At 66.8% G+C, this 11,090-nt stretch carries 9 protein-coding genes and 2 pseudogenes; 5 read left to right on the top strand and 6 right to left on the bottom strand.

The window, feature by feature from the left end; translation table 11 throughout:
* The first annotated feature begins 556 nt into the window (after positions 1-556).
* From AC07AZ_RS37815 to AC07AZ_RS37805, 3 genes are all read left to right on the top strand, one after another.
* Entirely contained in the window at positions 557-946 is a 390-nt protein-coding gene (locus AC07AZ_RS37815; RefSeq protein ID WP_478855294.1) for an ankyrin repeat domain-containing protein, read from the top strand.
* Positions 947-1,149: 203 nt separating this feature from the next.
* A complete protein-coding gene (locus AC07AZ_RS37810; RefSeq protein WP_478855293.1) occupies positions 1,150-2,124 on the top strand; it encodes a hypothetical protein in 975 nt (324 codons plus the stop codon).
* Between the two features lie 1,721 nt (positions 2,125-3,845).
* Positions 3,846-4,667 (top strand): hypothetical protein, encoded by an 822-nt coding sequence (locus AC07AZ_RS37805; RefSeq protein WP_478855292.1) that lies wholly within the window; start codon positions 3,846-3,848, stop codon positions 4,665-4,667.
* Between the two features lie 330 nt (positions 4,668-4,997).
* Here AC07AZ_RS37805 and AC07AZ_RS37800 read toward each other — a convergent pair whose 3' ends face one another.
* Positions 4,998-5,285, bottom strand: coding sequence for a DUF6247 family protein (locus tag AC07AZ_RS37800; protein WP_478855291.1), 288 nt, complete (start codon positions 5,283-5,285; stop codon positions 4,998-5,000).
* A 565-nt stretch (positions 5,286-5,850) separates the two neighbouring features.
* Between AC07AZ_RS37800 and AC07AZ_RS37795 the strand changes: the two genes are divergently transcribed.
* Entirely contained in the window at positions 5,851-6,618 is a 768-nt protein-coding gene (locus tag AC07AZ_RS37795) for a GntR family transcriptional regulator (protein ID WP_478855290.1), read from the top strand.
* A gap of 68 nt (positions 6,619-6,686) precedes the next feature.
* On the opposite strand, the gene AC07AZ_RS37790 is transcribed toward AC07AZ_RS37795, so the two are convergent.
* Complete coding sequence (locus AC07AZ_RS37790) at positions 6,687-6,947, bottom strand: hypothetical protein (RefSeq protein WP_478855289.1); 261 nt, start codon at positions 6,945-6,947, stop codon at positions 6,687-6,689.
* Positions 6,944-7,249 (bottom strand): DUF6247 family protein, encoded by a 306-nt coding sequence (locus AC07AZ_RS37785; RefSeq protein ID WP_478855295.1) that lies wholly within the window; start codon positions 7,247-7,249, stop codon positions 6,944-6,946. The genes AC07AZ_RS37790 and AC07AZ_RS37785 overlap by 4 nt, the downstream gene beginning before the upstream one ends.
* A gap of 774 nt (positions 7,250-8,023) precedes the next feature.
* Here AC07AZ_RS37785 and AC07AZ_RS37780 point away from each other — a divergent pair.
* On the top strand, positions 8,024-8,788 hold the full coding sequence (locus AC07AZ_RS37780; RefSeq protein WP_478855288.1) for a S1 family peptidase: 765 nt from the start codon (positions 8,024-8,026) through the stop codon (positions 8,786-8,788).
* A gap of 9 nt (positions 8,789-8,797) precedes the next feature.
* Here AC07AZ_RS37780 and AC07AZ_RS37775 read toward each other — a convergent pair.
* The 3 genes and pseudogenes from AC07AZ_RS37775 to AC07AZ_RS37765 form a co-directional block, all read right to left on the bottom strand.
* A pseudogene (locus tag AC07AZ_RS37775) lies at positions 8,798-9,158 on the bottom strand (transposase).
* 231 nt (positions 9,159-9,389) lie between these two features.
* Positions 9,390-10,760 carry a Fic family protein gene (locus tag AC07AZ_RS37770; RefSeq protein WP_478855287.1) on the bottom strand — a complete coding sequence of 457 codons (1,371 nt, stop codon included), beginning with the start codon at positions 10,758-10,760 and terminating at the stop codon, positions 9,390-9,392.
* Positions 10,761-11,006: 246 nt separating this feature from the next.
* A pseudogene (locus AC07AZ_RS37765) lies at positions 11,007-11,090 on the bottom strand (transposase); the annotation flags it as partial.

The following is an 11,090-nucleotide window of genomic DNA, read 5'->3' as shown; positions in this document are numbered from 1 at the left end:
CCCGCGGAGCGGGATATGCGGCGCTGACGCGCCGAATAAAGGCGCGAATTGCGCAAGCGCAATTCGGATTCCCGCGCAAGCGCGGGAATGGAATTCCGCAAGCGGAATTCAAAAGGCAGAGCAATTCGCGCAAGCGCGAATTGTGGGCAGCCGCGCAAGCGCGGCCGCCTCGGCTGGCAGTAGGCGGAGATGCATCGCGCTCATGCCTGTGTAGAGCTTGGGATTCCCAGCTGCCACTGCAACAGATGTGACGCATCATTAGTCTGATGGGGTGCCGGCCTCGCCGCGGAGTGACAGGTTCCGCTACGCTCCACCCGGACCCCTCCCCGATGCCGGACCATCCAGTCTCGTTCCCTGACGCCTTATCATGATGTCAGGACAACTAGCCACTGCAGGTGAGATTCAACTGTGTGTCCCTCCCGACTTGAAGTTGAGGCAAAGAAGTATGCATCACTTTGATGTGCTGTGTAGAGTCTGGGATCAGACGTCCTACCCCCGAGCCATGACCGATGCTGGGTAGATTTCTTTACTGCAGTCAAGATGAATTGGATCCGTGATGAATAGTGAAGGGCCCTGGATCGCAGCCGAACTCGAGAGATGGACGCCCGCACACGAAGCCGTAGAAATGAGCGACTATGAAACGCTCACCGTGCTTTTAGATGATGGAGCCGACCCGAACGAGGTGTGTTTCGGGCTCACCCTGCTCACCCATGCCATCGACCTCGAAGGAGACAGTCATCTTCAGTCGGCCCACCCGTTGAACACAGCCGCCACAGCGATCCTGCTCGCCTACGGCGCCGACCCGCGGCTGCCTGCCGAGAACGGATCGACTCCCCTCCAGGTCGCGCAGTACTACAACCACGTACTGGCCGAGCGCCTGCTCCAGCGTCTCCTGCGGAGCCCGAAGCCCGAGGGAAGGAAGAGGACCAGCGGTGAAACTACGTGACCACCAGGCCGAGGCCGTCGATGCCATCGTGCGCGGCCTCGACATCCCACCAGGCGGCATCCCCCTCCACGGCCTGCGCGGACAGGTACACGCCGCATGCGGAACAGGAAGACGTGGCTGAGCCCACGACGCGATAGCGCGTGGCCGGGATGGCCGCGATTCCATTCCACTTGGCGTATGCGCGGCGGTCGGTGGAGGGCGTGGTGGCCAGCCTCGCCCCGTACGCGGCCAGGGTTGCTGCGGCCGGCCTGCCGCTGGGCATGGTTGATGAGTTCGTCGACAGCGCGGCGGAGTTCGGCGATAGAGGCGGGGCGGTGCGGATGTCTCAGATGGCCTGGCGGACCACCACGCGCAGCGTCGCCTCATCGAGGGGCCTGGAGGCCGCTATGGGCGAATTGCGGCGGGTCGGCGGGGTCATCTCCGCGACGTCGCTGGTAAGGCCGGAGACGGCGAAAGGGCGCGGGACAGACAGTAGCCGAGGGCACCAGCACTTTCCGGACGTTGTCCGCGCAGCCCAGCGGATCACCGCCCACTTGGGCAGACTTGGCAGGCACAGAGAGAGCCGCCTTTGTACGTGCACTGGCACTGATCTGGGGGAACTTGTGATCGTTCGGCGATTCCTTGACGACGATGGTGAGCTGGCCCAGCACCTCGTCCAGCAGCTCAACACTCCACTGGACTGGCCAGAGGGTGCAGGGCTGAACACGGGGCACGTCGCGAAGATCGCTTCTGCGGCGGCCTGCGACGTCTCGTGCAACCACGCAGCCAACGGTCATCTCGCCGACCTCTTCGCCGCCCTCCCCTTGCCGGGCACGCCTGAAGGCGATGCGTTCTGGGGCGCGCTGGCGGATGCGGGAGGCAATGCCGCTCTGTACATCGACCCCGGCAATATGGGCGGTCCGTCCTTCGAGCGCCTGGTCAAGGGGAACGGAGTGGGCATCGCCGACCGGGTGCTCAGCTTTCTGGCAGAGCTCGACGGCCAGCAGCGCGACGCCGTGACCACAGTGATCGGCGACGCACTGGCCCATGACACGCTCGTAGCAGGTGGGCGCTACCTCGGGCAGTTGTGGCTGCGGGACGCCGAGACCACTGCATGGCATGTACTGCTCGCAAGGCGCGGGCCGAACGAGACAAAGGACGACCGTAAGCGATTCTTCGAGGCATGGGGCAACGCCTGAGCGGTACGGCCGTGGCTACGATGCGAAACGGCTCGACCCCGGCTGCAATGCCGGAGGGAGGTCCAGATCCTGATTGCGCGGGGCGGGGAGCGGCGAACCCGGGCCGCCGGGCAACAGTCCGCGGCGCCGGAGGACCTTGTCCCGGTCGCGGCACCATGTGCTGCAGAACTTCCGGGGCCGGCGAGTGAACTCGGGTAGCGGTTGGGTGCACACCGGGCAGCAGCCGGGCCCGGCGACCGGCGCTGTAGCAGCTGCCGGACGCGATCGGTCTCTTCTTCCGTGCTGAAGTACCGAGCGTCGGCATGGCCCCGGCATCCGGCGAGCAGTTCGGTGAACACCCGTCGCAGCTCGGTGAGGGTCGCGGGGGCAGGCACCCAGCAGAGCGAGGGAGTCGTCGGCGGGCCAGGATGTGAGTACCCCGGAACGGCTCGCGTTGAGGCCGACCGCGTCGACCTGGTGCCCGGTCGGCGGCATCGAAGGACAGGTAGCCAGTCAGCTGCCTGGCGGTGCGCTGGGACAAGTCCGGTAGCGGGCGGCGGGCACTCTCGAAGTCGAGCAGCAGACCGTCGACAACGAGGTCGGCGTCGGCGGTGATCTGGGCGCCGGCGAGCGTCGGCCCAGGCGGGCAGTAATCTCCGATCCCCTTATGGGGAAGTGCGGGTGGCTCTACGCTCAATGGCACGGGGCAGAGGGAGAAGCCCCTCCCACGTGCTGCCGGGGGACAACGTGACGGTGCCGACGATGATCTTGCTGGGGGCTGCCGGAGGCGCGCTGCGTGGGCTCCTGGACGTCTACGCCCGGTTTCTTGACTGGCAGTCGGACCGCCGCGCCCACCGACAATTACCATCCGTCCAGGAGAACGAACCTCCACGGTTCCAGCAGTACTTCGACCCGGTCGGTGACCCTGTCGCCGCGGTGGTCCACAGCGGCCTAGGCGCCGCCGCCGCAGTACTGTTCGGCACCACGGGGCAGATCAGCGGGGCGTACGCCGCCATCGTGGTCGGGATCTCAGCGCCGGTCATCTTGACGCAGCTCAGCCGCGTCCAGTCGGTGAGCGACGCGCTCACCGCAAGTCCTCCGCCGGACACGGCCCCCGGTGGCGCCAGGTCGGAAGCCCCGGCACGCCGTGATCCGTTCGCTACCGAGCTCTCGGTGCCTTCCACAGCCCCCGGTTCCCCGGTGGTTGCACAGCCCCAACTCCAGGTGCCTCCGCGGGCATCCGTGCACCCCGGCGAGTTCCCATCGCCGATCCGGGCCGAGAGACGAGGAGACAGCCTGCAGGCCCAGTCAAACGGTCGGCCGACGGGTGCGGTGAACGAACCGGCGGCCAGGCGCATCGGCCCCGATGTACCGTCGCCGCCTCGTATGCGGCCCTCGGGAGAGGAGGAGACGACGTGATGGTTCGCCCCTCCTGGCAGACGCGTGTCGCCGCGAGTGTGCTGGGCGTCGGCCGGCCCAGACCCACCCCGCCGACAGTGGAACAGCGGCGCAGCCTCACCCTTCGCCGTCGGCTCCTGGCCTCAGTCCTCGGGATCCGCGTGCGCCCAGAGCTCCCGGGGACCTCCATCACACCTGCCGCACCCCCGGCTTCCGGCAGATTCAACACCGGAGCCGAGGAAGCTCCCCCGGCCGACGACCGTCGGGACGACAGCCCCGACCCGGTTCGCGACCCCCCGCCGGCCGACCGCAACGGACCGCAACGGACGCGCACCACAGACGGCGTGCACAGTCTTCCCCAGCACCTGCTCGACGAGGACCGCCCTGAGTACGAGCGAATCCTCGACGAGGCGCTGCGCTCTGCCCCTACCCGCCCGGAACTGGCCGCTGTCGGCAAGCGGCTCAACACCGAACAGCTGCGCACCATGGCGCTCAACGCCACCGCACTCATCACGGCCGCCGCGGCGCCCGAATACCAGCACTACGTGAAGGTCCGCGAGGAACTGCGCCAGCCGCCGTCGCTCACTCCGTCACCCGTCCACGAAACGGGCTCCACTGATACGGACGCGAAGGGGCTCGCCGCCTCCCTGGGCGAGGTAGCCGAAGACGGAGGAGCCTTCTTCGTCGCCCCGTTCCTCAGCTCGCTCCTTGCCGCGACAGCCACCGTGATCTTCCTGCTCGTGGGCTACGTACTCAAGCTGCTCAACCCCGAACCTGCGCTCGCCAAGACCATGCTCACCGCCGGCTGGCTGTTCGGCGCCACGACCGCAGCGGCGGTCCTCGCCGCCGCCATCGGCCTGCTGTTCACCGCCCTGCACAACGGGCCCTCACCCGACACTGGTACGAACGGCGTGTCGGGCAGTGAAGTGGCCCGGGCCAGGGAGGCCTGGCACCAGGCTCTTCTGGAACGCGGCCTCCTGCCGTTCCTTCAGGAGGCACCCATCTTCCAAACGGCCCTCGCGCACGCAGGTACGGAAGCACTGCACAGTCCAGCAGCCCCAGCGCCGACCGGTCGCCTGCCTCACCTCGGCTACGACCGTCCGGACTTCACAAGCCCAGACTTCACAAGCCCGGGCTTCGAGGAGCCCGAACGCCAGCCGGAATAGCCGGGCCGGAAACTGGGACTCCCCTCTACAGCCGGCGGGCGGCCACGTTGCGCAGCCGCCCGATCACCTCCGCACAGGTGGCTCAGTGAGGTCCGTTTAGTCTCACTGAAAAGGATACGGGAGCGCAGCCAGCCACCGATTCTGACAACGGTGCGCAGGTCCAACGGGTTTGACGGACGCTCATCCCACCGGGAACGAGGAAACGGTCTACAGGCTCCGGGTGAGACGGGCGATCAGGTAGACGACGGACAGCTGGCCGACCGAGGCGTCGGACGTCCTCGCCTTTCGGGTCGCCGGCGTTCCATTGGGGCCAGCCCCGCGGCTGGTCGGTCACTGGCGGGTGCCGAGGGCGACGTCCAGGTCCACGAAGCTGGTCTCGTCACGGCCGGAGTCCTTGTACGCGTCGACGGCCGGCGCCACGGCGATGCGCATCTGCCAGTTACGCTCGACGTCGTGCACAGGCGTGAGGCTGTAGCTGTGGCGGGAGTCCTCCAGGGCCTCGGCCCAGTCCCGCTCGAAGGCTGGCACCCAGGTGTCGGCGCGGCGGTCGTCGCGCAGTTGCGCGAGCAGCTGCACCGCGGCGGCCGGGGCAGGGGCTTCCTCGCGCTGCGCGCTCATCGGCACCTCCTGACGGGTCGTCTCGCCACCGTACGCCAGGTCCGGTGGCGGCGGGTCGATGGAGAGAACGGGAAGGGGATCATCACGCACACCTTCTGGAATGCGCCGCGATCTGAGTGCGTCGCACACCCGGCTCATCGATCGCGTGAGGAGGACGTTGCGGCTGCTCCAACAGCTCCGATCAGCGCCGTAACGATCAGCGAGCCCTCGCTCACATAGCCCCTCACCATCAGACCGCCGGCAAGGAGGGCCAGGATTACGACGACGATGGGAAAGAGCCAGCGCCTGCGGGGTCCGGGCTTTTGACAGTGAATACGGTCGTCTGTTGTCACGTTGCGCCCCCGTTTTACGAAGAGAGGTTGATCGCTCCTTGCTGCCCGCCTCGAAGTGAGGCCGTCACCCGCTCAGGCCACCCGCAGGAGCGTCTCCCCCTGCGGACTTGTTCGATGTCTGTGCGCGGCTCCATCGGCAAGTTAGTATGTGAACATACGAGCCTCTGTGACGGCGTGTCAATCCCCATGCCCAGCACTGTCAAAGCCCTAGGACGAACTCTCAGGAGAAGCCGATGAGCACCTCTGAGCACACCCCGCTGTACGTCCAGATCGCAGACAGTCTCCGCACCAAGATCGACCAAGGAGTGCTGCGCGGCGGCGACCGCGTCCCCTCCGAGAATGAGATCTGCGAGCAGTGGCCCGTCTCTAAGATCACCGCCCGAAAGGCCCTCACCACTCTGCGAAGTGAGGGCCTGATTGAGGGCGTTCGCGGCAAGGGCACCTTCGTGCGCCGGAAGGCACCCCGAGTGCGGCTCGCCCCTCAGCGCTGGTTCCGGCAAGTTCAAGCGGACAGCCGGCCCACCTATGAACAGGAAGCGGAACGAGCCGGAGAGGAACCCCAGGCGAGCAGGCAATCAAACGAGACGCAGGCAGCGTTCGAGGTGGCCGAGAGGCTGGCCATCGAGACGGGCGACCCCGTATCCGAGACGCACTACCTGATCGTCATGGACGGTGAGCAAGTCTCCATGAGCGTCTCCTGGGAGCCTTTGGCTCTCACAGCCGGAACAGCGATTGCCTGCCCCACCGAAGGGCCCTACGCCTCCTTGGGAGTCATCGGCCGATTCGACAAGATCGGGATCCGCATCGACGAAGTGGAGGAGGCTCTGGACTGCCGGATGCCAACCCCGGAGGAAGCACGTGCACTCCACATGCCGCGTGTTGGCACCCCAGTCGTTGCCATCGAGCAGACATGGCGAGCTCAAGGGCTGCCTGTTTGCACAGCCGACGTCGTTTTCCCTGCCGACCGGTACGAATTCCGCTACCGCATGGAGATCAAGTAGCTGCGCTCTGCCCGAACCTCTCGCCCCGGCAGCGGCAATGCAGGTGCGAGAGGCCCCGTCGGACGCCGCTATCCGAGCCAGACGACGCTCAGGACGGTCAGGCGGCGCAGAGACCTGTTCACCCAGTAGGTGAGAGACAGCTGACCGACGGACGCATAGCGCACGTCTTCCCCCTCAGGATCCTCAGCGTTCCACTGCCGGAAGCCCCACGGGTCGGCCGCGGCGGCGTCCAGGACATCCCACACGGTGTCTTCGACGTGCTCGGGCAGGGTGTCGAGGACCTTCGCGGCCGGCCCGGAGAAGCGGACCGCGTACGGCTGTCCGCTCACCGGCGCCTTCCCCGCAACTCCGCCACGTCGATGAACTCGCTGTCGTCGTAGCCGGAGGCGACGAACGCGTCGACCGCCGGGGCGTGGGCGAGACGGGCCTGCCAGTCCTGCACGACCTCATACAGTCCGGCGAGGGAGAACGTCCGGCGGGACTCCTCCAGCGCCGCCGCCCACTCCCGCTCGAAGGCCGGCACCCACTGCGCCGCACGCCGGTCGGCGCGCAACTGGGCAAGGAGTTCGGCCGGAGCTCCCGGAGCGGGGGCATGCGGCGGGACGGGTGCGTGGTCGGGCTGCACGCTCATCGGCTGGTCCTCCCGGCGACGGATCGTCACCTCACGGTACGCGCCCCGGGTGGTCGTGGATGGGGGCATGGACGGATCCCCTTCTAGCGGGTCAGGGCGCGGGCGGACGGCCTGGGCGTGCGGGCGCAGCGGGAGGTCCTGCTTCTCCCAGGTGGCCGCCACGTAGTTGAGGGGTTCGGCTGTCGCGCGCTCCAGTCGCTTGGGTCGCCGGTCAGCAGACGGTTGGCGGCGTAGGCGTACACACGGCTAGCGGCGGCGCCGGCCGTGTCCTGGTAGACCAGCCAAGATCGCGTACACGCTGGAGCCACCGCTGCCGGTGACCGGCTTCACCCACCCCCGGGTCGGCGTCGGCGGCACCACCGCCGGGGATGGTTCCTGTGCATGTGCATGTGCATGTGCATCTCGGGGTCGATGGCCATCTCAGCTCAAGCGGGATGTTCCGACCATCCAGAGCACCCTCTCCGTGGCCGCGTCGAGAGACCTCATCTGGGAGCACTGCGAAGGATGTCCTTTCCTTGGTGCGTTTGACGATCTGGATGATCAGGGAGACGCTGAATGAAGAGATGGGCCCCGGTAAAGCGGGGACAGTATCGACACCGTGCCCTTTGGGTAGCGTGCCGACTCGCTATGTCTTGGTTCAAGAGCGTCACATGATGCGTATTGGCTTGCGCAGGCAGCAGGCAAATCTCTCGAGTGGCGAACGGCACCCCTTAAGACGCTTGCCTCGGCTGAAATTGGGTGAAGACTGTGCCTCTCTCTCGCCGCATTAGCAGAATGCTCCTCACGATTGCGCTCGCCGCAAGCGCCCTGATTCTCAACCCGACCAGTAGTAAAGCGATCGACAAGGGTAATGACGCTTATCAGGCATTCCCCTTTGTTGCCGAGATTCATTACACACCCACTGGGGGGTTCTGTACCGGCACTCTCATCCATCCGCTATGGGTGCTCACGGCCGCGCATTGCGCGACGGGCACCCCCCCGAATACCCTTGATGTTCGCGTGGGCAACAGTGATCGGGGGACCGGTGGGGTGGATAGGGGTGTAGTCGATGTCCGTACGAACCCTGGCTACATAGGGGGGCACGACGATGTGGCACTCCTCAAGCTCGACTTGCCCGTCTATCAGCAGACGCTTCCTCTGGGCAGCCCAGCAGAGAGTTGGGCGTGGGATGGGTCCCACGGCGCGGGCTACGAGGTGGGGTGGGGTTCCGATGCGGGTGGTAACTTCCCCAACCGGCTGCAGTGGGCATACGCCGTTATCAAGCCGACGACGAACGACAGCCTGGGCATCCCGATGATCCCGGTTACCGCTGGCCGTTTGGGCGGCAGCCCGTGTCCGGGCGACAGTGGAAGTCCGCTTGTCGTGGTGGCTAACGGTAAATATATTCAGGCAGGTGTCTTGAAGGCGGCTGCTTGTGGCACTGGCGGAAATTACAGCATGGTTGGGCAGGGCCCAAACCGAGATTGGATACGGGATCAGATTCCGGATCTGGACAGGCCGCACATAGGGCTCCCGTTCACTCCGCGACCCCGAAGTTAAGACCGTGTCCTATGTGGTGAGGCGGACGAGTCGCTTGTAGCAGTAGAGGGCGGCGCGGCGAGGCCGAGGAAGGCAGGTAGTTGCGGGGATTGCGCTCGTAGCGTGGGCTGAGCCGACGGTAGCCGGAGAGCCAGGACATGGTGCGCTCGATGACTCAGCGGCGTCGTCCTAATCGCTCACTGGACTCGATGCCTTCGCGGGCGGTGCGCACCCCGATACGTTTCCAGCGGAGCCATCTACGCAGATCAGCCCGGTCGTAGGCGTCATGCGTCCCGCCGCCTTGCGGCCGCACCTTCGACGGCGGGATCAGCGGCTTCGCGATCTCCCACAGCCTGTCCGGAACAATCCAACTCCACGTACCCCGCCCCAGACCGGATGTGCCGAAGCACGATAGTTGTCACCATTGGCGGCCACTGACCTGCGGCAACAACACGGCGATGCACTGCAGTTGTCACCAGGTCGGCGTGCTATTTGTCACCAGCAGCGCGGAAAGCATGGCAGTTGTCACCGGCTCTCGTGCTCCGCCGCCATGCGACCTGCACGACGGTTCCGTGTGACTGAACTGCTGGGCATGGACTCATCAACGCCTTCATGCCCACCGCTAGGAGTCAAGGGAGGCGGTGTTGCGTCGGGTCTCCGCGAGGTGGATGTCGATGTACCGGGTGAGGATCAGCGCGTCCTGCGGCTCGTCAGCCTGGAAGGTGACGCGACGCAGCAGGCTGACTCCGTCGAGCGTGACGCCCTCGCGGGCGAGCACAAAGACGAGGGCGAGGAGAGCGGACCGGGCGTTGCCGTCGTCGAAGGGATGGAAGAAGCACACGTCGAGATAGGCACGTGCGGCGCGGGCGATGAGGGGAACGGGCCGATCGGCGTGGCGCGCGCTCTCGGCCAGGCAGGCGTCGAGGCGGGCTCGAGTGTCCGGGCCGATGCCGTAGCGTTCCCTGCCCCCCTTGGCGAAGGCCGGCAGGTCGCGGAACGGTGGCGGCTGGGGTGTGCCCAGCACGTGCTGCTGCCAGCGTTGGAGCAGCTCGAAGTCGAGGGCGGCGCCGCGCGCCGCGTCGGTCCGCAACAGGTTAAGGGCGGCGAGCAGGCCCCGTGCGCGGGCGGGATCCAAGGCGCCGTCGAAGGTGTGTATGTCCTCCGCCACGCCGTCGCGCGACGGAACCACCGGTTCGTCCCCGCCGCCGTCCGCAACGTCCTGCCACGGCACTGTCTCGCGCACCGCGAGCCAGCGCTCGAGGTGGTCCGGCGCGGGTCCGGCGGATTGTGCGCCGTCGTCCGGCCGCAGCGACAGCGCGAGCCGCTCCGCAACGTCCTCGACCAGCACGATGTCGGGGCCGGTCCAGCTCGCGAACCGCCCGCCGATCGCCTCGTCGACCAGCTCTTGCGCGAGGTCGGGCGCGACGCCCCAGCGGCTGAGGAACCAGGTGAGCACTTGACGGCAGTGTCCGTGCCAACCGCTGCCGCAGCCTGTGCGGTCGGTCACCTGCAGGATCAGGTTCCGGGCGGCACGCTCCCACAGGATCCGCTGGTCCTCGATGCCAGCCAAGTCCAGCGGGTATGCGTCGAACCACCCGGCGAGACTCTCCAGCCACTCGCGCCATTCGCGCAGCGCGGCGACGACACGGGCGAGCGTCTCCTGCGGTGTGGTGATCGAGTCCCGGGGGCAGCACCAGTTCCCGACGGGTCCTCCGTCGAAGTCGCCTTCGTCGTGCGACCAGCGCCAGCCCACGGTCCAGCGGCCGTAGTGCTCGGCGAGTGCGTGCGACATGGCGTCGGCCCAAGGCTGTCCCTCGTCCCAGCTCCAGGCATGCATCGCCGGGTCACCGAAGTGGATGTCCGGGCGGCTGGGTACCGTCCGGGCGGGCCCGAGCGACCACACCACCTGCGACGCCAACGCGCTGTCGAAGAAATGACGCGTGGGATCCACATCGTCCCAGGTCAGAAAACGGGGGGCCAGCTCGACAATCACCGCGCAAGCCTGCCACGTCGACCCGCCTGTGGTTCAAGCGAATTACCGCGGGAGACGCCAGCCGAAGTGTTCAGTCTCATGCCGTCAGGCGCACCGAGGCAGCCACGGACGCGAGGTGACAACACGCTGCCTTGGTGACAAGCATCGTGCTTCGGCTCACCGGACCAACGACGCCTCACCACGTAGGACACGGTCTTAGAGGTCCTAACGTAATGACCTGCACAGCGTCTGGTTGCTAGTGCCGCATCAGGCAACGTTCGCCCTGTTCACGACCTTGCGGAGGCGTTCGTCGGCGGCGTGCTTGTTCCGCCAGATGATGTAGCGGCGGAT

This window comes from Streptomyces sp. NPDC043878, assembly GCF_056435735.1.
This window is presented reverse-complemented; position numbering and strand designations above follow the sequence as displayed.

What these genes read in the sequence shown, in the direction of transcription:
- AC07AZ_RS37780 (WP_478855288.1), top strand. Translation starts at nt 8,024, where the DNA reads ATGCTCCTCACGATTGCGCTCGCCGCAAGCGCCCTGATTCTCAACCCG.
- AC07AZ_RS37785 (WP_478855295.1), bottom strand. Translation starts at nt 7,249, where the DNA reads ATGAGCGTGCAGCCCGACCACGCACCCGTCCCGCCGCATGCCCCCGCT.
- AC07AZ_RS37795 (WP_478855290.1), top strand. Translation starts at nt 5,851, where the DNA reads ATGAGCACCTCTGAGCACACCCCGCTGTACGTCCAGATCGCAGACAGT.
- AC07AZ_RS37800 (WP_478855291.1), bottom strand. Translation starts at nt 5,285, where the DNA reads ATGAGCGCGCAGCGCGAGGAAGCCCCTGCCCCGGCCGCCGCGGTGCAG.
- AC07AZ_RS37815 (WP_478855294.1), top strand. Translation starts at nt 557, where the DNA reads ATGAATAGTGAAGGGCCCTGGATCGCAGCCGAACTCGAGAGATGGACG.